Origin of the sequence: Leifsonia stereocauli (genome assembly GCF_038432415.1) — a bacterium.
Taxonomy (GTDB): domain Bacteria; phylum Actinomycetota; class Actinomycetes; order Actinomycetales; family Microbacteriaceae; genus Orlajensenia; species Orlajensenia stereocauli.
This window is the reverse complement of the sequence record NZ_JBCAUN010000002.1, coordinates 435,023-456,067: the sequence shown is the minus strand read 5'-3', so window position 1 is coordinate 456,067 and position 21,045 is coordinate 435,023. Positions and strand designations below refer to the sequence as shown.

The 21,045-nt window shown below is 68.4% G+C and carries 17 protein-coding genes; 15 read left to right on the top strand and 2 right to left on the bottom strand.

Features of this window, described 5'->3' with window-relative positions:
- Positions 1-3 precede the first annotated feature (3 nt).
- Positions 4-1,473 (top strand): MFS transporter, encoded by a 1,470-nt coding sequence (locus AADV74_RS11025; RefSeq protein ID WP_342115158.1) that lies wholly within the window; start codon positions 4-6, stop codon positions 1,471-1,473.
- 194 nt (positions 1,474-1,667) lie between these two features.
- Here AADV74_RS11025 and AADV74_RS11020 read toward each other — a convergent pair whose 3' ends face one another.
- The gene (locus AADV74_RS11020; protein ID WP_342113971.1) at positions 1,668-2,675 is read right to left on the bottom strand and encodes a LacI family DNA-binding transcriptional regulator; all 1,008 of its coding nucleotides are present in this window, start codon (positions 2,673-2,675) and stop codon (positions 1,668-1,670) included.
- Positions 2,676-2,939: 264 nt separating this feature from the next.
- Between AADV74_RS11020 and AADV74_RS11015 the strand changes: the two genes are divergently transcribed.
- The 9 genes from AADV74_RS11015 to AADV74_RS10975 all read left to right on the top strand — a co-directional run bounded on the left by AADV74_RS11015 (position 2,940) and on the right by AADV74_RS10975 (position 14,433).
- Positions 2,940-4,475: a sugar ABC transporter ATP-binding protein gene (locus AADV74_RS11015; RefSeq protein WP_342113969.1), complete on the top strand. Its 1,536-nt coding sequence runs from the start codon at positions 2,940-2,942 to the stop codon at positions 4,473-4,475.
- Positions 4,472-5,521 (top strand): ABC transporter permease, encoded by a 1,050-nt coding sequence (locus AADV74_RS11010; protein ID WP_342113967.1) that lies wholly within the window; start codon positions 4,472-4,474, stop codon positions 5,519-5,521. Before AADV74_RS11015 ends, AADV74_RS11010 begins: the two co-directional genes overlap by 4 nt.
- Positions 5,514-6,608 (top strand): ABC transporter permease, encoded by a 1,095-nt coding sequence (locus tag AADV74_RS11005; protein WP_342113965.1) that lies wholly within the window; start codon positions 5,514-5,516, stop codon positions 6,606-6,608. The genes AADV74_RS11010 and AADV74_RS11005 overlap by 8 nt, the downstream gene beginning before the upstream one ends.
- Positions 6,609-6,622: 14 nt before the next feature.
- A complete protein-coding gene (gene rhaS / locus AADV74_RS11000; RefSeq protein ID WP_342113963.1) occupies positions 6,623-7,690 on the top strand; it encodes a rhamnose ABC transporter substrate-binding protein in 1,068 nt (355 codons plus the stop codon).
- 92 nt (positions 7,691-7,782) lie between these two features.
- Positions 7,783-9,252, top strand: coding sequence for an L-fucose/L-arabinose isomerase family protein (locus AADV74_RS10995; RefSeq protein ID WP_342113961.1), 1,470 nt, complete (start codon positions 7,783-7,785; stop codon positions 9,250-9,252).
- Between the two features lie 44 nt (positions 9,253-9,296).
- Complete coding sequence (locus tag AADV74_RS10990; protein WP_342115156.1) at positions 9,297-9,668, top strand: L-rhamnose mutarotase; 372 nt, start codon at positions 9,297-9,299, stop codon at positions 9,666-9,668.
- Positions 9,665-10,831: an L-rhamnose isomerase gene (gene rhaI, locus AADV74_RS10985; protein WP_342113959.1), complete on the top strand. Its 1,167-nt coding sequence runs from the start codon at positions 9,665-9,667 to the stop codon at positions 10,829-10,831. Before AADV74_RS10990 ends, rhaI begins: the two co-directional genes overlap by 4 nt.
- A 132-nt stretch (positions 10,832-10,963) precedes the next feature.
- Positions 10,964-13,000 (top strand): bifunctional aldolase/short-chain dehydrogenase, encoded by a 2,037-nt coding sequence (locus AADV74_RS10980; RefSeq protein ID WP_425287293.1) that lies wholly within the window; start codon positions 10,964-10,966, stop codon positions 12,998-13,000.
- Positions 13,000-14,433: a rhamnulokinase gene (locus tag AADV74_RS10975; RefSeq protein WP_342113957.1), complete on the top strand. Its 1,434-nt coding sequence runs from the start codon at positions 13,000-13,002 to the stop codon at positions 14,431-14,433. Before AADV74_RS10980 ends, AADV74_RS10975 begins: the two co-directional genes overlap by 1 nt.
- Positions 14,434-14,439: 6 nt before the next feature.
- Here the strand turns inward: AADV74_RS10975 and AADV74_RS10970 are convergent, their stop codons facing one another.
- Positions 14,440-15,408, bottom strand: a complete 969-nt coding sequence (locus AADV74_RS10970) for a patatin-like phospholipase family protein (RefSeq protein ID WP_342113955.1) — start codon at positions 15,406-15,408, stop codon at positions 14,440-14,442.
- Positions 15,409-15,704: 296 nt separating this feature from the next.
- Here AADV74_RS10970 and AADV74_RS10965 point away from each other — a divergent pair, with 296 nt between their 5' ends.
- The 5 genes from AADV74_RS10965 (at position 15,705) to AADV74_RS10945 (ending at position 21,045) form a co-directional block, all read left to right on the top strand.
- On the top strand, positions 15,705-16,808 hold the full coding sequence (locus tag AADV74_RS10965; RefSeq protein ID WP_342113953.1) for a hypothetical protein: 1,104 nt from the start codon (positions 15,705-15,707) through the stop codon (positions 16,806-16,808).
- Between the two features lie 182 nt (positions 16,809-16,990).
- Positions 16,991-18,118, top strand: a complete 1,128-nt coding sequence (locus tag AADV74_RS10960) for an ABC transporter substrate-binding protein (RefSeq protein WP_342115152.1) — start codon at positions 16,991-16,993, stop codon at positions 18,116-18,118.
- Positions 18,119-18,131: 13 nt separating this feature from the next.
- Entirely contained in the window at positions 18,132-19,052 is a 921-nt protein-coding gene (locus AADV74_RS10955) for an ABC transporter permease (protein WP_342113951.1), read from the top strand.
- Positions 19,049-19,933 (top strand): ABC transporter permease, encoded by an 885-nt coding sequence (locus tag AADV74_RS10950; protein WP_342113949.1) that lies wholly within the window; start codon positions 19,049-19,051, stop codon positions 19,931-19,933. The genes AADV74_RS10955 and AADV74_RS10950 overlap by 4 nt, the downstream gene beginning before the upstream one ends.
- On the top strand, positions 19,930-21,045 hold the full coding sequence (locus tag AADV74_RS10945) for an ABC transporter ATP-binding protein (protein ID WP_342113946.1): 1,116 nt from the start codon (positions 19,930-19,932) through the stop codon (positions 21,043-21,045). The genes AADV74_RS10950 and AADV74_RS10945 overlap by 4 nt, the downstream gene beginning before the upstream one ends.

The window sequence follows — 21,045 nt, the reverse complement described above, 5'->3', positions numbered from 1 at the left end:
GCCATGTTCCGCTCCCTCTCGGGCTACAACTACAGAATCTGGTTCGTCGGCGCCCTCGTCTCCAACATCGGTGGCTGGATGCAGTCGACCACGCAGGACTGGGTGGTGCTCACCCAGCTCACCCAGAACAGCGCCGTCGCCGTCGGCTTCACGATGGCGCTGCAGTTCGGACCCCAGCTCGTGCTCGTGCCGTTCACCGGTCTCGTGGCCGACCGCTTCGACCGCAGGCGCATCCTGTTCGTGACGCAGTCGGTGCTCATGCTGCTGGCCGTCGGCCTCGGGGTTCTGCTGCTCGCCGGCCACGCCGAGCTGTGGCACCTGTACGCCTTCGCGCTGGCGCTCGGTATCACGAACGCCTTCGACGCGCCGGCACGCCAGAGCTTCGTGAGCGACCTGGTCTCGGGCCAGAACACCTCGAATGCCGTCGCCCTGAACGCGGCATCCTTCAACACTGCCCGTCTCATCGGCCCCGCCGTCGCCGGCCTGCTCATCGTCGTGATCGGCTCGGGCTGGGTGTTCATCGTGAATGCCTTCACCTTCATCGCCATGCTCGCCGCCCTCGTGATGCTGCGCCGCGACGAGCTGCGACTGCACCCGAAGATGAAGCGCGCCCGCGGCCAGTTCGTGCAGGGTTTCAGGTACGTGGCGACGCGCCCCGACCTCAAGGTCGTGTTCGTGATCGTGTTCCTGGTGAGCGCGTTCGGCATGAACTTCCCCATCTTCGCCTCGACCATGGCCGTGGAGTTCGGCGAGGGAGCCGGCGAGTACGGCCTGCTCTCGTCGATCCTCGCGATCGGATCGTTGACGGCGGCGCTGCTCTCCGCCCGGCGATCGCGCGCCCGCCTGCGCGTCGTGATCGCGGCGACGGGCTTCTTCGGACTCGCCGCCCTCGCCGCCTCGCTCATGCCCAGTTACGCGACCTTCGCCGTGTCACTCATCTTCATCGGCTTCGGCACCGTCACCCTGCTCACGACGGCGAACGGCTACGTGCAGACCACGGTGCCCGGCGAACTGCGCGGCCGCGTGCTGGCCCTCTACATGGCACTGCTCATGGGAGGCACGCTCTTCGGGGCACCCATCATCGGCTGGGTGGCCGACGCGTTCGAGCCCCGGTGGGGGCTCGGCGTGGCCGCCATCGCAGCCACCACCGGATTCGTCATCGGCGCGTGCTGGATGTTCTTCTCGCGCGGCGTGCGCCTGGTGCGGGTTCCGCAGACGCGGTGGCGCTTCGCCGTCGCCTCGGTCGAGGCAGCCGACGCCATCGCGGTGGGCGACCGCGTGACGCTGCCCGGAGCGACACAGCCCGGAGTGACGGTGACGGATGCCGCCCCGACGGCGTCGCGGCATCCGCTGCCAGAGGACTTCTCGGACGAACTGGCACTCACCTCGCCGATCCCGCTGCCGAAGCTGCCGCCGCGCGACCCCCACGCCCACGGACACGCGCGCACCGGACCACTGCCGCGCACGAACTGACGCGACGGCGACCGAGCGCCCAGCGCCCAGCGCCCAGCGCCCAGCGCCCAGCGCCCCACCGTCCCACCGCTCAGCGCCTGCGAGTCAGCGGAGTTCGCCCATCAACCCACGGGTGCAGACGCGCGGATGCAGGAGCTCGGGCGAGCGCCGGGCGGTGAACTCCGCTGACTCGCAGGTGACTGGCGGCGGGCGCTTCAGCCGCTCGTCGACTGCCGCACCACGAGTTCGGGCTGGAACACCACGTGCTCGCGCTCGAACCCTGCGCCGGCTGCAGCCTCACGCAGCATGAGGTCGACCGCGGTGTAGCCGATGAGGGCTGCGGGCTGGCGGATCGAAGACAGCGGCACCACGGCGGCCGACGCGAAGCCGATGTCGTCGTAGCCGATCAGGGCGATGTCGTCGGGGATGCGGATGTCGCCCAGCATGTGCAGCGCCTGGAGCACGCCCATGGCGAGGAGGTCGTTGGCGGCGAACACTCCGTCGGGTCGATGCACGGCCTCGCGGGAGCGCAGCGACTCCCCCGCGGCTCGCCCCTGCAGCACCGACAGCGAGTCGGTGTCGATGAGCTCGAGCTGCACGCCGGGCGTCTCGGCCACTGCCTTGCGCGCCCCGGCGAGGCGATCCTGCACCTGCCGCAGGCTGTGAGGACCACCCACGAAGGCGATGCGCCGCTTGCCCTGCTCGATGAGATGCCGGGCGGCGAGATAGCCGCCGGCCACGTCGTCGACCGACACCGACGAGAACTGAGCACGATCGGCCTCGCGGTCGACGAGCACGGCCGGCGTTCCGTTGGCCTGCACCCGTCCGAGTCTGGCCAGGTCCTCCCCGACCGGGGTGATGAGGATGCCGTGCACGCGCTGCTCCTCGAACAGGTCGAGGTAGGACCCCTCGCGCGCCAGCTTCTCGTCGCTGTTGCCGAGCAGCAGGGTGAAGCCGTCCTCAGCGGCGCGATCCTCGGCTCCTCTCGCGACGTCGGTGAAGAACGGGTTGCCGACGTCGAGCACCACCATGCCGATGCTTCGACTCTTGCCTGCGCGCAGCTGCCTCGCGGCATCGTTGCGGATGAATCCGAGCGTCTCGATGGCGGCCTGCACCCTGGCCACGGTCTCGGGAGCGACCTTGTCGGGGTGATTGAGCACGTTCGACACCGTGCCGACCGAGACGGATGCCGCAGCTGCGACATCGCGCACACTCGCTGACATGGGACCCCTCGTCTCGCTCGCGCAGCGCCGGAACCTCGGCGATCGATGCGTGGCCACCACCGGCCGCGTTCTGCATGATGTCACGGCGCATCCACCCTCGATCGCGGACCACGCTGAAACGAATCAAAGACCTGACTTCCGAGAATGTCAAGATTGAACGCCGAAGTCCCCAGTCGTCTTGACTTGCGGGAGCTATCGGCTCTAGTGTTCCGAGTGTTCAAATCTTGAAACGATTCATTCTCGACGGGGAGATCTGGTCCACCAATGACGCTCGACCATGAGAACGCCACTGAGGCATCGGGGCCATTCACGCTCTCGCTGCAGGGGGCGGCTAAGACCTTCGGGCCGGTGATCGCCCTCGCAGACGGCACCATTCAGCTGTCGGCCGGAGAGATCCACGCCCTCGTCGGTGAGAACGGCGCGGGCAAGTCGACTCTCGTCAAGATCCTCGCCGGCCTGTACCACCCCGACGCCGGCGAATTCCTCATCGACGGCGAGCCCGTCGCCTTCCGATCGGTCGCAGACAGCAAGGCTGCCGGCGTCTCGGTCATCTACCAGGAGCCCACGCTCTTCCCCGACCTGACCGTGGCGGAGAACATCTTCATCGGCCGGCAGCCCAAGGGCCGGGCCGGCCTCATCAGCCGGGCGGCGATGCGCCGGCAGGCGAGGGAACTCTTCGCCAGGCTCGGAGTGCCCATCGATCCCGACCGTGTCGCCGAGGGCCTGTCGATCGCAGACCAGCAGATCATCGAGATCGCCAAGGCCATCTCGCTCGACGCCAGGGTGCTCGTCATGGACGAGCCGACGGCCGCCCTCTCCGGCATCGAGGTCGACCGCCTGTTCGCCGTGGCCAGGAGCCTGCGCGACAAGGGCGCGGCCATCCTGTTCATCTCGCATCGCTTCGACGAGGTCTTCGCGCTCTGCGACCGCATCACCGTGATGCGCGACGGACGCTACATCGCCACGCATGCGACATCCGGTGCCACGGTCGAACAGATCGTTCGGGAGATGGTCGGCCGGGACATCGCCACCCTCTTCCCCAAGGAGGATGCCGCGATCGGCGACGTCGTACTCTCCGTCGATGGCCTCGGCCGCGCCGGGGTGTTCAGCGACATCGACTTCGACGTGCGGGCAGGCGAGATCGTCGCCCTCTCGGGTCTCGTCGGAGCCGGTCGAACCGAGGTCGCCCGTGCGGTCTTCGGCATCGACGCCTACGACCGCGGAACGGTGACCCTCCTCGGATCCCGGCTGAAGCCGCGCGACCCGCAGGCCGCCATCAACGCCGGAATCGGCTTCGTACCCGAGGATCGCCGCAAGCAGGGTCTCGTGATGGACCTGACGGTCGCCCGCAACACGGCCCTCACCCTGCGCAACTCCCTCGCGCGCTTCGGAATCATCAGCGGAGCGCGCGAGCGCGAGGCTTCGGAGAAGTGGTCGAACCTCCTGCAGGTGAAGACCGGATACCAGGATCTGCCGGTCTCGACACTGTCGGGCGGGAACCAGCAGAAGGTCGTGTTGGCCAAGTGGCTGGCCACCGAGCCGAAGCTCCTCATCGTCGACGAGCCCACCCGCGGCATCGACGTCGGCACGAAGGCTGCCGTGCACAAGCTGCTCTCCGACCTCGCCGGCCGCGGAATCGCGATCCTCATGATCTCCTCGGAACTCCCGGAGGTGCTCGGCATGGCCGACCGCGTTCTCGTCATGCACGAGGGGCGGATCACGGCACGGATCGATCGAGCGGATGCCACTCCCGAAGCAGTCATGCATGCCGCAACAGCATCGATGGAGGGTGCCCAGTGACCACGACAGTCCAGCCGACCGGGAGCGGAACGCCCTCCCCGGCAGCATCGGAGAAGCGCAACGTCGTCGGCTCCGTGATGCACCTGCGCGAGCTGCCGGTCATCCTCGCACTCGTCGCCCTTGTGCTCATCACCTGGGCGATCAACCCGCTCTTCCTCAGCCCTCAGGGCGTCAAGGACATGCTGCTGAACGCCACGATCGTCATGATCCTGGCGGTCGGTCAGGCGATCGTGATCATCACGCGCAACGTCGACCTGTCGGTCGGCTCGATTCTCGGACTCGTGGCATTCGGCACTGGAACGCTGTTCGTGAGCTTCCCGGGCATCCCGATCGTCGTGGTGTTCATCGCCGGTATGGCCTTCGGCGCACTGCTGGGCGCTGTGAACGGCCTCCTCGTGACCCTCGCGAAGGTGCCCGCCCTCGTGATCACCCTCGGAACGCTCTACATCTACAGGGGCCTGAACAACGCCTGGGCCGGTGGAACGCAGTACTTCGCCGACGACCGCCCGGAAGCTTTCGGCAACCTGTCGGTCGACACCGTGCTCGGTTTCCCCCTCATCACGCTCATCGCCGTGATCGTCGTGGTGATCGTGGCGATCTTCATGGCCGGAGCCCGGTCGGGGCGTGACCTCTACGCCATCGGCTCCGATCCGGATGCCGCCCGGGTGTTCGGCATCCCCGTGACCAAGCGGGTCCTTCTCGCCTTCGTGGCCAACGGCGTTCTCGCCGGTCTCGCCGGGGTGCTGTACACCTCGCGCTTCAACTCGGTCGGAGCCACGACCGGCACCGGCCTGGAACTCGACGTCGTCGCCGCGGCCGTCGTCGGCGGCGTCGCGATCTTCGGTGGCAGCGGCTCGGTCGTCGGTGCCGCCTTCGGCGCCCTGCTGCTCACGACGATCACCGGCGCACTGACCGCCGTGCGCGTCGACAAGTTCTGGCAGCAGGCCATCGTCGGCGTGCTGATCCTGGCGTCGATCGTCATCGATCGCATCGCATCCGTTCGAACAGCAAGGAGACTGCGAGTGAGCGAGGCCCGGGATGTCTGAGACAGTGACTGTTCCCCCGCCGACGGGCACGATCAGCGCCCTCGCTCCGAAGAAGCGCTCGCGGTCTGCTCGCCTGCTGCTCGGGCGCGACGCCATCATGATCTACGCGCTGCTCGTGTTCGTGCTCTACGCCTGCATCTCGATCCCGCGCTTCGCCTCACCGGTCACCGTGGGCTTCCTGCTGCTCGACGTCATCCCGGTGCTCCTCATCGCCATGCCGATGACGCTCGTCATCATCACGGGCGAGATCGATCTGTCCGTCGCGAGCATCGCCGGCCTCACCAGTGCGCTCATGGGAGTGCTGTGGCAGGCGGGCCTCGACATGCCAGTCGTGCTGGCCATCTCGGTGGCAGCCGGTGTCGTCGCCGGGGCTTTCAACGGCTTCCTCATCGCCGTCGTCGGCCTCCCGTCCCTGGCCGTGACGATCGGTACGCTCGCGCTGTTCCGAGGGCTCGCCCTCGTCGTCATCGGCGACAACGCCGTGGCGAACTTCCCCCCGGATCTGACGGCGTTCTTCACCTCGAAGATCGGCGGCACCGGCATTCCGACCGTCATGATCGGCGTGCTCGTCGTCATGGTGTTCTTCGGCGTCCTCCTGCACTTCACCCCCTTCGGCCGCGGACTCTACGCCCTCGGCTACAGCAAGGAGGCCGCACGGTTCGTCGGCATCAAGGTGGCCCGCAGCAAGTTCTGGCTGTACGTCGCGACAGGCTCGGTCTCCGCACTCGCCGGCGTGTACTGGACGCTCCGGTACTCGAGCGCTCGCAGCGACAACGCGAGCGGCCTCGAGCTCGCCGTGATCGCCGCCGTCCTCCTCGGCGGAGTGTCGATCTTCGGAGGCAAGGGTTCGATTCCCGGCGTCATCGCCGGCGTGCTGCTCATCGGCACGATCAACTACGCCCTGCGCCTCGGCCGCGTGTCCGACGTCGTCCTCATCATCGTCACCGGCACGCTGCTCATCCTCAGTGTCGTGACGCCGAGCATCTTCGCCTCCGTGCGCCGTTGGCAGCACGATCGGCAGGTTCGAAACAGTCTTCCCCAGGTCACAACCTCGGGATCAACCAGCGCCGAGCACCCGGCGCACTGAGAAAGGAAAGAACGATGGAGTTGTTTCACACTCACGGCACCAGGAGCATGCGCACCCGCCGCATTCTCGGTGTCGCGGCACTGACAGCCAGCATCGCCCTCGTGGCGACGGGATGCGCCGGCGGCGGATCCGACAGCGGCAGCACGAGCGGCTCGGGCGGTGGCGGCGACCAGACGATCACGTTCATCCCGAAGCAGCTCAACAACCCCTACACCGACGTCGTTCTCGGCGGCGGGGAGGAAGGGGCCACGGCAGCCGGATTCTCATCGAGCCAGGTCGTCGGACCCCTCGATGCCAGCGCCTCGAGCCAGGTCTCGTTCATCAATGCCGAGACCCAAGCCGGCACCAACGTCATCGTGATCGCTGCAAACGACCCCGACGCCGTCTGCTCCTCCCTCAAGGAGGCTCGCGACGGCGGCGCCAAGATCGTCGCGTTCGACTCAGACACCAACCCCGACTGCCGCGACGTCTTCATCAGCCAGGTCGTCGCCAAGGACGTCGCGTTGATCCAGACGAAGCTCATCTCGGAGCAGATCGGTGGATCGGGAGAGATCGCCATCCTCTCGGCCACCGCGAACGCCACCAACCAGAACGAGTGGATCAAGTTCATGGAGGAGGATCTGAAGGCCAACTACCCGGACATCGAGCTCGTCGCGACCGTCTACGGCGACGACGACGACACGAAGTCCTTCCAGGAGGCCCAGGGCCTGCTGCAGGCGCACCCGAACCTGAAGGGCATCATCTCGCCCACGACGGTCGGCATCGCCGCCACGGCCCGCTACCTCTCCACCTCGGACTACAAGGGCAAGGTCGCGCTGACCGGCCTGGGTCTCCCGAACGAGATGCGTCCGTTCGTCAAGGACGACACCGTCACGGCCTTCGCCCTCTGGGACCCGGCACAGCTCGGCTACGTCGCGGCCTTCGCCGGCAAGGCGCTCGCTGACGGCACGATCACCGGAGAGGTCGGCGACAAGTTCGACGCCGGCGACCTCGGTGAGAAGGAGGTGATCGACGGCGGCATCGTCATCGTCGGCCCGCCCACCACCTTCACGAAGGACAACATCGACGACTACGACTTCTAGTCGTCACGCGGGGCCGGCCAGCCGGTCGGCCCCGCACTTCCCTCGCTTCGCGCGACCCGACTCGTTCCGGACCCACTCGGGAGACCAGCACCATGACCACGACATCCGTCGCCGATCTTCTGCCGCGCATCACGCGCCGGAAGACCCGCATCGGCCTCATCGCCGGCGGACTCGGCGCCTATTGGCCCCAGTTCCCCACGCTGCTTCCGCAACTGCAGGAGTCGTCGCGCTATGTGAGCGAGCGCTTCCAGGCCCTCGATGCCGACGTGACGGACGTCGGATTCATCTCGGATGCGCAGGAGGCTGCAGCAGCTGCCGAAAGGCTCCGCGCCGCTGATCCCGACCTCATCGTGATCTTCCTCACGACCTACCTGACCTCGTCGATGGTGCTCCCCATCGCGCAGCGCTCCGGCGCGCCGATCCTGATCATCGACCTCCAACCCACCGAGGCCATGGACCACGCGACCTTCGGCACCGGAGAGTGGCTCGCGTACTGCGGGCAGTGCTCGGTGCCCGAGGTCGGCAATCTCTTCCGCCGCGCCGGCATCGACTTCCGGTCCGTCAGCGGTCATCTCCGCGATGAGAACGCCTGGCGACGCATCAACAACTGGATCCAGGCCGCACATGTGCGCGCCCGCCTCCGCCATGCCCGGCACGGCCTCATGGGCCACCTCTACCCGGGGATGCTCGACGTCTCCACCGACCTCACGAGCGTCTCGACCCAGCTCGGCGGACACGTGGAGGTACTCGAGTTCGACGACCTGCGCGTGCGCGTCGACGAGGTGACGGATGCGCAGGCCCGCGAGCGCATCGACCTCGCCCGGCAGGTCTTCGAGATCGACGAGGCGTCGGTCGACGAGGAGGACTTCCTGTGGGGCGCCCGCGTCTCAGTCGGACTCGACAGACTCGTCGAGGACTTCGACCTCGACAGCATGGCCTACTACCACCGCGGGCTCGGCGGCGAACTGCACGAGCGTCTCGGCGCCGGCATGATCCTCGGCTCGTCGCTCCTCACGGCGCGGGGTGTTCCGATCGCCGGGGAGTACGAGCTGCGCAATTCCATCGCCATGCTCATCGGCGACACCCTCGGGGCCGGCGGATCATTCACCGAGATCCAGGCTCTCAACTTCTTCGACGGCGTCGTCGAGATGGGCCACGACGGCCCGGCTCACCTCGCGATCGGTGCACGTCAGCCCATTCTGCGCGGGCTCGGCATCTACCACGGCAAGCGCGGCTACGGCGTGAGCGTCGAGTTCGACGTCAAGTCCGGCGCCGTCACCACGATCGGTCTCGGCCAGAATCGGGATGGCAGCTACGTGCTGGTGACCAGCGAGGGAACAGTCGTTCCCGGTCCGCTCCTCGCCATCGGGAACACGACCTCCCGCGTCGACTTCGGCTGCGACCCGGGCGAATGGGTCGACTCGTGGAGTGCATCCGGAGTCGACCACCACTGGGCACTCGCCACCGGACACCGGGCTGCCGAGGTCAAGGCGGCCGCCAGCCTCATCGGCCTCGAACACCGCCACGTCGACGTGGCCGCCGAGACGGGAATCCGACTGTGAGCGGCGTGCCCTCCGCTGACGACAGGTCGGGAGACCAGGCCGCCATGCAGCGTGTCTGCTTCCAACTCAAGGTGAAGCCGGGGCGTCTCGCCGAATACCGCGAGAGGCACGCAGCGGTGTGGCCCGACATGCTCCGCGCCCTCAAGGACACCGGCTGGAACAACTACTCGCTCTTCGTTCGCGGCGACGGCCTGCTGATCGGCTACTTCGAGACTCCATCGCTCGAAGCGGCTCAGGCAGGCATGGCTGCGACCGACGTCAACGCCCGCTGGCAGGCCGAGATGGGCGACTTCTTCGAAGACCTCGACGTCGCTCCCGACGAGGGCTTCCTGCGTCTCACCGAGATCTTCAACCTCGAGACCCAACTCTCAGCGGCATCCGATGCCGACAGCTCGCTCGAAAGGAACCACTCGTGAGCCTCTCCCCAGACACCCTCGCCCTGCTCGAGCAGCAGGCGATCGAACTGCCGTCGTGGGCGTTCGGCAACTCCGGCACCCGCTTCAAGGTGTTCACGACGCCGGGCACCCCGCGCACGCCCGAGGAGAAGATCGCGGACGCCGCGACGGTCAACCGCTTCACGGCGCTGGCACCGAAGGTGGCGCTGCACATCCCGTGGGACAAGGTCGACGACTACGCCGCCCTGCGCGCCTTCGCCGAGGACCAGGGCGTGTCGCTCGGAACGGTGAACTCCAACACCTTCCAGGACAACGATTACAAGTTCGGCTCGCTCACGCACGTCGACCCGGCCATCCGGCAGAAGGCCATCGACCACCACTTCGACTGCATCGACATCATGCACGCCACGGGCTCGCAGGACTTGAAGATCTGGCTCGCCGACGGCACGAACTACCCCGGCCAGGGCGACCTTCGCGGCCGTCAGGACCGCCTGAACGACTCGCTGCGCCAGATCTACGCCCGCCTCGGCGACGACCACCGCCTCGTGCTCGAGTACAAGTTCTTCGAGCCGGCTTTCTACCACACGGATGTTCCCGACTGGGGAACCAGCTACGCCCAGGTCGCCACCCTCGGCGACAAGGCGATGGTCTGCCTCGACACCGGTCACCATGCACCGGGCACCAACATCGAGTTCATCGTCATGCAGCTTCTGCGCCTCGGCAAGCTCGGATCCTTCGACTTCAACTCGCGCTTCTACGCCGACGACGACCTGATCGTGGGCGCTGCCGATCCGTTCCAGCTGTTCCGCATCCTCTACGAGGTCGTGCGCGGCGGCGGCTACGGACCCGACTCCCCCGTGGCGTTCATGCTCGATCAGTGCCACAACGTCGAGGACAAGATCCCCGGCCAGATCCGCTCGGTGCTGAACGTGCAGGAGATGACGGCGCGTGCGCTCCTCGTCGACAGCGCCGCCCTCACCGCAGCGCAGGAGGCGCACGACGTGCTCGGCGCCAACGGCATCCTGATGGACGCCTTCTACACGGATGTGCGTCCCGACCTCGCTGCCTGGCGTGAGAGCCGCGGTCTCGCGGGCGACCCGATGGCCGCCTACGCGGCATCCGGCTACCAGCAGAGAATCGCGGAGGACCGCGCCGGCGGCACCCAGCTCAGCTGGGGCGCCTGACCCGCGGCCCGGCTCGCCCACCCACACGCCCCACCCGCGCGAATTGCCCACTTCCGCCAGTGGGAGCGCCGCTCCACTAGCCGAAGTGGGCAGATCGCAGCACCAGAACCCCGATCGAGAGATGCGAAGACCATGACGAACGAGACCGCCGCTGCGTTGATCGCGCGCTCCAACCGCCTCGGGTCCGACCCGAAGAACACCAACTACGCCGGGGGCAACACCTCGGCCAAGGGAACCGACGTCGACCCCGTCACGGGCGAGCCCGTCGAGCTGCTCTGGGTCAAGGGCTCTGGCGGCGACCTCGGCACCCTCACCGAGTCGGGCCTGGCCGTGCTGCGCCTGGACCGCATGCGCGCCCTCGTCGACGTCTACCCCGGCCTCGACCGGGAGGACGAGATGGTGGCGGCGTTCGACTACGCCCTGCACGGCAAGGGCGGAGCAGCCCCGTCGATCGACACCGCCATGCACGGACTCGTGGATGCCGCCCACGTCGACCACCTGCACCCCGACTCCGGCATCGCCATCGCCACGGCGGCCGACGGTGAGGAGCTCACCCGGAAGATCTTCGGCGACACCGTGGTGTGGGTGCCGTGGCGTCGCCCCGGCTTCCAGCTCGGGCTCGACATCGCGGCCATCAAGGACGCCAACCCGCAGGCGATCGGATGCATCCTCGGAGGCCACGGCATCACGGCCTGGGGAGACACCTCCGAGGAGTCCGAGGCGAACTCGCTGCAGATCATCGCTGCGGCCGAGGCTTACATCGCCGAGCACGGCCGGCCCGATCCGTTCGGAACCGTCTTGTCCGGTTACGAGGCCCTGGAGCCCTCCGAGCGGTCGGCGAAGGCCGCAGCGCTGGCCGCGACCATCCGCGGACTGGTGTCGACCGACCGCCCGCAGGTCGGCCACTTCTCCGACGCTCCCGAGGTGCTCGACTTCCTGGCGGCATCCGAACACCCGCGTCTCGCGGCCCTCGGAACGAGCTGCCCCGACCACTTCCTGCGCACCAAGGTGAAGCCGCTCGTGCTCGACCTTCCGGCCGACGCGTCGATCGAGGACTCGATCGCCCGCCTGCACGAGCTGCACGATGCCTACCGCGCCGACTACGAGGCGTACTACTCCGCCTACGCGACACCCGGGTCGCCCGCCATGCGCGGCGCCGACCCGGCCATCGTGCTGATCCCGGGCGTCGGCATGTTCAGCTACGGTGCGAACAAGCAGACCGCCCGCGTGGCCGGCGAGTTCTACCGCAACGCCATCAACGTCATGCGCGGCGCCGAGGCACTCTCGACCTACTCGCCCATCTCCGACGAGGAGAAGTTCCGCATCGAGTACTGGGCCCTCGAGGAGGCCAAGCTGCAGCGGATGCCGAAGCCGAAGCCGCTGGCGACCCGCATCGCGCTCGTCACCGGGGCGGCATCCGGAATCGGCAAGGCCATCGCCACCCGCCTCGCCGCAGAAGGAGCCTGCGTCGTCATCGCCGACCTCGACCTCGAGAAGGCGCAGGCCGCTGCAGCCGAGATCGGGTCGACGGATGTCGCTGTCGGCGTGCAGGCCAACGTCGTCGACGAGGCTCAGGTCCAGGCATCCATCGATGCGGCGCTGCTCGCCTTCGGCGGTCTCGACATCGTCGTGAACAACGCCGGACTCTCGCTGTCGAAGTCTCTCCTCGAGACCACCGTCGCCGACTGGGACCTGCAGCACAACGTGATGGCCAAGGGCTCGTTCCTGGTCTCACGTGCGGCTGCCCGTGCCCTCATCGACCAGAAGATGGGCGGCGACATCATCTACATCTCGAGCAAGAACTCGGTGTTCGCCGGCCCGAACAACATCGCCTACTCGGCGACGAAGGCCGACCAGGCGCACCAGGTGCGCCTGCTCGCGGCCGAGCTCGGCGAGCACGGCGTGAAGGTGAACGGCATCAACCCCGACGGCGTCGTACGCGGCTCCGGCATCTTCGCGGGCGGCTGGGGAGCCAAGCGCGCCGCGGTCTACGGCGTACCCGAGGAGGAGCTCGGCGCCTACTACGCCCAGCGCACCCTGCTCAAGCGCGAGGTGCTGCCCGAGAACGTGGCGAACGCCGTGTTCGTGCTGTGTTCGAGCGACCTGTCGCACACCACCGGCCTGCACATCCCGGTCGACGCCGGCGTCGCCGCCGCCTTCCTGCGCTGATGTCGGGCGGCACCACCGGCAGCGTCGCCGCCATCGACCTCGGCGCCACGAGCGGCCGCGTCATCCTCGGAGACGTCGGGCCGAACGAGCTCCGGATGCAGCAGCTGGCGCGCTTCCCGAACGTGCCCATCTCGACCCCGGGTGGACTGCACTGGAACATCGGCGAGCTGTACCGCAGCGCAGTCGAGGGACTCACCACGGCATTCCGGCAGGAGCCACGCCTGGCGAGCATCGGCGTCGACTCCTGGGCCGTGGACTACGCCCTGCTCCACGAGGGCCGCATGCTGAGCGAGCCGTTCCACTACCGCGACTCCCGCACGGCGGCAGGCGTGAAGGCGACCCACGCCATCGTGCCGTTCCCCGAGCTCTACCGTCGCAACGGCCTGCAGTTCCTGCCGTTCAACACGGTCTACCAGCTCATGGCCGAAACCGATTCCGACCACGGCATCGGATGCCTCACCCGCGCCGACAGCATGCTGCTCGTGCCCGACCTGCTCACCTTCTGGCTCACCGGCGAGCGCATCGCCGAGCGCACCAACGCCTCGACGACAGGCCTGCTCGACGTCGTGACCGGCGAGTGGGACATCGACCTGCTCGGCCGGCTGCACCTGCCGCCGGCGCTGCTGCCCGCCCTCGTCGACCCGGGCACTCGCGTCGGGCCCCTGCTGCCCGGGGTGGCGAAGCAGCTCGGCGGCACCGCCGATGTCGTGGCCGTCGGATCCCACGACACGGCTTCGGCCGTCGTCGCCGTCCCGATGGACGCGGCCACCAGCGCATACATCTCGTGCGGCACCTGGGGGCTCGTGGGCGTCGAACTCGAGGAACCCGTGCTGACGGATGCCGCCCGCGAGGCGAACTTCACGAACGAGGGCGGCGTCGACGGCCGCATCCGTTTCCTGCACAACGTGATGGGCCTCTGGCTGCTGAGCGAGTCCGTGCGCAGCTGGGAGGCCGCCGGCGAGACCATCGACCTGCCCGCGTTGCTCGCAGCCGCGGCATCCGTCACCACGCCGGTCCCGGTCTTCGATGCCGACGACCCCCGCTTCCTGACGCCGGGCGACATGCCGGAGCGCATCGCGGAGTACTGCCGCGAGCGAGGCCTGGTCGCGCCGGGCTCGCCGGCGGAGTTCGTGCGCAGCATCATCGAGAGCCTCGCGGACGCATTCTCCGACGCCGTTCGCACGGCGTCGGAGCTCTCGGGACGCACCGTCGAGATCGTGCACATCGTCGGCGGCGGATCGCAGAACGAGCTGCTCTGCCAGCTCACGGCGAACCGTGTGGGGCTGCCCGTGCTCGCCGGGCCGGTGGAGGCGACGGCGATCGGCAACATCCTCGTGCAGGCGCGCCTGCAGGGCTTCGTGGATGGCTCGCTCGAGTCATTGCGCTCCGTGGTCGCCGCCGCCTTCCCGCCGCGACGGTACGATCCGCGCTGAAGACGCTCACCCGCGCCAGAACGCGCTGAGGCGCTCGGCGAGGGCGCGGCCCTGCTCGCTGCCGGCGCGAGCGGCCGGCATCCGCGTCCTCGGATCCATCAGGTTGCCGCCGAACGCGGCGAGGGAGTCCACGTCGGGAAGGACCGTCTCGACCCTGCTGCCGCCCTCCCGGAGCTCGTCGACCTGCACGGAAAGCTGCATTCCCCATTCCGGCGGATACAGCGACCTTCCGCTCAGGGGCGACAGCACCAGCACCCGTCCGGATCCGAGAGCCAGATCGGCGTTCTCGCTGGACCGCCGATAGCCGCCGTCGATGTAGCCCCTTCCGCCGATGCCGTAGGCGGAACCGCCGCCCGATGTGCTCGCGGCCACGGCGTCGACGAGGTCCACCCCGCTGTGCCGGTCGAAGACGACGGGCTCCCCGGTCTGGGCGTCGACGGCCGTGATGAACACGTCTCGCAACGGCCAGTGCCGACCCGGCAGTCGCGAGGCGACGATGGATCGCCACCGCTCCTGCCCGGAACCATCCGAGGCGGCATCCGCCTCGAGTGCCATCGCACCCATCGTTCGGCGCATGTCGGCCGCGTCTTCAGCGTCGGCGATGGTTCTCTGGAATCGCGCCAGATGATCGCTCACCGAACCGGCCGAGGTGCGTGCACCACCGGGTGCTGCCCCGGCGGGTGCTGCCCCACCGGCTCGCTGCTGCGGCACGGCGGAGAGGATGTCGGCCAGCAGCTCGGCGGGGGCAGCGCCGGTGATCTGGGCTGCAGCTGTCGCCCCGGCCGAGGTGCCGATGATCAGGTCGGCGTCGGTCACGTCGAGGCCGGCCTCGAGGAGACCCGCGATGACGCCGATCAGCCAGGCATTGCCGGCCGATCCACCGCCGCCGAGGACCAACGCGCGTGCGTGCTGCGGGTGTCGGGAGTCGGGATCAGACAGGGAGGAATCGAGGGGGGAAGGAGGTGTCGTGCTCATGGGAGTCGCCTTTCGCGATGTGCCTGACGGGGCTCCCGGTGGCGACTACCTCAGTCGCTCGATCGTTCGTTCAGGGGAGCACCCGATGCGGATACTGCGTTCATGGGTCTCACCTCCTGTCGATGGATCACGATCGCCGAGACGCTAACACGAGGACGAAGCTGCGTGCAACAGACCCGAGCCTCAGGCGAAGAGCCTCTGTCGCCGACGGAGGCATGAGAGCAGACTGGTTCGCGTCGATACCCCGAGACGCACCTTCCACCCCACCTGTGCGTCGCGACGCAGAGGAGCCTGCCATGGCGCGCAGCACCGTCGAGATCCGGAACGAGACCACGATCACGCTCGAGCTCGCCGATCAGAAGGGCCAGTGGGCAGCGCCGCCACCCCGATCCATCCGCGCCGGCAGCAACGCGACGATCACCTTGGAAGCCGGTCTGTTCGGCAGTTCGGGTCGCGTCGTCTACACGATCGGTTCTGCGTCTGCCCGCCACCTCGACGTGACGTGGAAGTCGGGCTTCCTCGACCGTGATCGCAGCGATGACGTGACAGTGGATGCCCCGCAGGGGTTCGACGCTTCGATCATCCGCAAGAACGAGCGTTCCGTGGTGCGGGTGCTCGAGTCCGTGCGTCACGCCGTGCCCGGGTTCAGCCCGTCACGGAACGGCTTCCAGTTCACGAACTCCTGGTCCCACGAACTGCCGGTGATGGCCGTCGGAACGATCGTCAACGACCTGATCGATGCCATGCCGGCCGCGCTCGGCTCCGTTCTTCAGATCGCACGCCGTGACCCCGACTGGATGCCGCTGACGCGCGCCGACGCCGGGCTCTGCGGCGGCATGGTCTTCACGGTGCTCGACTACTTCTCGGCGAAGCAGGCCGTGCCCGGCATCCGCACGTCGCCGACGGCATCCGACGACCCCCTCTTCCTCTTCATCAGGGAACGGATGCTGGACTCCCTCGACCTGAAGGGCGGCGGGCATCGCTGGCTGGCCTACTCGGCTCCGCAGTACCCCGACGGTGACGAGGGACTCGCGGGCGCCATCACCCGCGGCCGGCGCCGGGTGACCTTCGACGACACCGTGCCTGCGGTGCGGGCCGACATCGACGCGGGCCGCCTGTCGCCGATCGGCCTCATCCGCAGCATCGACCTCGACATCGGGAAGAACCACCAGGTGATGGCATACGCCTACGAGCAGAAGGGCGCGAAGACGGCGCTGTGGCTCTACGACCCCAACGAGCCGCGCAACGACGACCTGGTGCTGCGCCTCGACGCCGACCAGGCGGAGGGTCCGCTGCGCGTTCTCCGGGAGTCGCGGGGACGACCGGCCGATACCGGACCGATCTACTGCGTCATGGCGTTGCACGGGTACAGGGCGAAGCCCCCGCCGGCACTGATCTGAGCTTCCCTTCGGGAGCGCGGCAGGCGCCCGCCGCTCATCCACCGCCCCGTCACATCCAGTTAATGCCGCGGCGGGCATCGGTTCACCGCCGGCTCATAGCCTCCTCGTGATCCGGGAGCGTCCACAGTGTGCGCCGACTGGCGCTTTCCGCTCCTGGGTGCATCGAGAGAGGAACCCCTGTGCTGCACACCACCCTGCGTCGTCGAGCGGTCGGAGCCATCGCCATCGCCGCCGGCGCCGCCATCGCGCTGAGCGCCTGCTCGGCCCCGGCCGCCGACGCCGACTCCTCGTCGGACGCCAAGACCGCCACGAGCCTCGCCGACTTCGGCACGCTCGCCGACCTCGAGAAGGCCGCCAAGGCCGAGGGCGCCCTGAACGTCATCGCACTTCCCCGTGACTGGGCCAACTATGGCGAGGTGCTCGACGCCTTCACGAAGAAGTACCCCGAGATCTCCATCACCGAGCAGTCCCCCGACGTCTCCAGCGCGGAGGAGATCGAAGCGGCCAAGACCAACGCCGGCCTCGACACCGCGCCAGACGTGTTCGACCTCGGTCTCACCGTGGCACTCGCGAACACCGACGTCTTCGCGCCGTACAAGGTCGCGACCTGGGACGACATCCCCGACGCGTTGAAGGAGTCGAACGGCCTCTTCGTCGGCGACTACGGCGGGTACATGTCCATCGGCTACGACTCCTCCAAGTACGCAGCCCCCGAGGCGCTCGACGACCTGCTCGGCGCAGACTACAAGGGTGCCGTCGCCATCAACGGAGACCCGACCCAGGCCGGTGCCGCATTCGCGGCCGTCGGCCTGAGCACGGTGCAGAGCGGCGGAACGCTCGACGACTTCCAGCCCGGAATCGACTTCTTCAGCGAGCTGCAGAAGGCCGGCAACCTGCTGAAGGTCGACGTGACGACCGCCACCGTCGCCTCGGGAGAGACCCCGGTCGTCTTCGACTGGGACTACCTGAACGCCGCACACACGGCGGACAACGCCGACTGGAAGGTCGTCATCCTTCCCGGCACCGGCTACGCCGGGTACTACAACCAGGCGATCAACAAGGAGGCTCCGCACCCCGCGGCCGCCCGCCTGTGGCAGGAATTCCTGTACAGCGATGACGCGCAGAACCTCTGGCTCAAGGGTGGCGCCCGCCCCGTTCGTGCCGAGGCGATGTCGGCCGCCGGCACCATCGACGAGAAGCTGTTCTCGGCCCTGCCCGCCGCTCCCGACGAGACCGTCGTCCCGACCGAGGAGCAGAGCACGGCTGCCGGCGAGCTCCTCGGCACGGAGTGGGCCGCCGCGGTCCAGTAGGCGTCTGCTCTCCATGGCGATCAACGCCCCCATCGCGCCGAGCGTCGGGTCGAACCTCCAGGGTTCCTCCCGGCGCTCGGCCGTGCGCGTCTCCCTGCCCGCCTTCCTCGGCCTGGTGCCGTTCGCGGCCTATGTGCTGCTGTTCCTCGCGCTCCCCACGCTGCTCGCCGTGCTCAGCGGGTTCTTCACCGAGGACGGCTCCTTCACACTCGACAACCTCGTGGCTCTCACCGACCCCGTGATCGTGCGCACCTTCGTGAACTCCATCGGCCTCTCGGCTCTCACGGCCGTGATCGGAGCCGTCGTCGGCGCACTGGCCTGCTACGCCATGCTCGGCCTTGCGGAGGACAGCCGCATCCGCGGGGTCGTCGACGGTGCCAGCGGCGTGCTCGCCCAGTTCGGCGGGGTCATGCTCGCCTTCGCGTTCATCGCCACCATCGGCGTGCAGGGGCTCATCACCGTGTGGCTGAGCGACACCTTCGGCATCGACATCTTCGCGAACGGCGCGTGGATCTACGACCTCCCCGGGCTCGTGCTCCCCTACATCTACTTCCAGGTGCCACTCATGGTCATCACCTTCATGCCCGCGATGGCAGCCCTCAAGCCGCAGTGGGCGGAGGCGAACCTCACGCTCGGCGGATCGAACCGTGGCTTCTGGATGCACATCGGCTTCCCCGTGCTCGCGCCGTCGTTCGCCGCGAGCGTCCTCCTGCTCTTCGCGAACGCCTTCTCGTCCTACGCGACGGCAGCCGCCCTCGCCAGCCAGGGCTCGCAGATCGTGCCGCTCCAGATCCGCGCGGCGCTCGTCAGCGAGACCGTCCTCGGGCGCGAGAATCTCGCGGGCACCCTCGCACTCGGAATGGTGGTCATCATGGCCATCGTGATGTGGGGCTACTCGCTCATCCAGCGTCGCGCGGCACGGTGGCAGCGATGAGCGCCGCCCTCGGCCCGGGACGTGCGACCCGTTCGGTGATCGGAATCGTCATCGGCGGTCTGTTCGCCATCCCCATCATCGCCATGATCGAGTTCACCCTGCGCGATGGCGACGGGCATTCGTTCGCTCACTGGCTCGGGCTGCTCGACCCGGCGAACGCTCCGCGCTACGCGCCGATCTGGCTCGGCCTCGGCAACTCCCTCGTGCTCGCCGTCGTCTCGATCGGAATCGTGCTGCTCCTGCTCGCACCCACCATGATCCTGATCACCCTGCGTTTCCCGAACCTGCGGCGAGCCTTCGAGTTCGTCGTGCTCCTGCCCATCTCCATCCCGGCCATCGTGCTGGTGGTGGGGCTCGCGCCGATCTACCTGGTGATCGGGCGCACCTTCGGAACCGGCATCTGGTCGCTCGCGTTCGCGTACGGCATCACCGTGCTCCCCTATGCCTACCGAGCCATCCAGGGGAGCATCGATGCGACGGATGTGCGCACGCTGGCCGAAGCGGCCCGGTCGCTCGGTGCCGGGTGGGGTTCTGTACTGACCCGGGTACTGGCGCCGAACCTGCGCCCGGGGCTGCTTGCCGCCTCGCTCATCTCGGTCGCGGTCGTGCTCGGTGAGTTCACGATCGCCTCGCTGCTCGGCCGCCAGAACCTGCAGACGGCGCTCGTGGTCGTGAGCAAGCAGGACACCTACGCCGCCATCATCGTGTCGCTGCTGGCCCTGCTCTTCGCCTTCGTGCTGCTCGTGGTCATCCGGCTCGCCGGACGCCGGACGAGCGCTGGGAGGAAGACAGCCAGCGCCTCGCAGACCGCGCGCCCGGCTCGCGTCGGGCGCCCTGCTCGCACCGCACCCGACTCGTCCCGGAAGGGGACCCTCGCATGAGCATCACCAGAGCATCCGCCAGCCCGGCGGCGATCGCCACCGCCGACAACCTGGTCCTCGCCGGACGCGGCGAGGGGGCGTCCGTCGCCTTCGAGTCGATCGTGAAGGACTACGGGTCGACCCGGGTGCTGCACGGCGTCGACCTCGCCATCGCACCCGGCGAGTTCGTCTCCCTGCTCGGCCCGTCGGGCTGCGGCAAGACGACGGCCCTCCGCGTGCTTGCCGGGCTCGAGCAGTCCAACGGCGGTCGCGTGCTCATCGACGGCGCCGACGTCTCCCGCGTGCCCACCAATCATCGCGACATCGGCATGGTGTTCCAGTCCTACTCGCTGTTCCCACACCTCACCGTGCTCGGCAACGTCATGTTCGGGCTCCGGATGCGCCGGGTCGCCCGTGCCGATGCCCGCCGCCGTGGTGGTGACTCGCTCGCCCTCGTCGGGCTCGAGCACCTCGCTGATCGCTACCCGCATCAACTGTCCGGCGGGCAGCAGCAGCGCGTCGCCCTCGCGCGTGCTCTGGTCACCGAGCCGCGCGTACTGCTGCTCGACGAGCCGCTCTCGGCCCTGGATGCGAAGGTTCGAGTGCAACTGCGCGACGAGATCCGCCGCATCCAGCTGCGACTCGGCATCACCACGGTGTTCGTCACCCACGACCAGGAGGAGGCGCTGGCGATCTCCGATCGCATCGCGGTGATGGACGCGGGCGGCATCGAGCAGGTCGGCACCCCGGAGGAGCTCTACCTGCGACCGGCATCGGCCATCGTCGCCGCGTTCGTCGGCCTCAGCAGCACCGTTCCCGGCATCGTGAAGGGCGATCGGGTGCACGCGCTCGGCGCAGACCTGCCACTCATCGCCGCGCACGCCGACGGACCGGTCGAGGTGTTCATCCGTCCCGAGAGCGTGAGCCTGTCGGACTCGACTGGGCTGCCGGCCGTCGTACAGGAGAGCACCTTCCTCGGCAGCCTGCGACGTACGCTCCTGCTGACAGACGGCGGCGTGGCGCTGCGGATGCAGCACGCGGCCGATGAGCGGCTGGATTTCGGTCAGCGGGTGCACGTGCGGCTCGCCCAGACGCCGGTCGCGGTTCGAGCCGCCGGGCAGGCAGAACGCTAG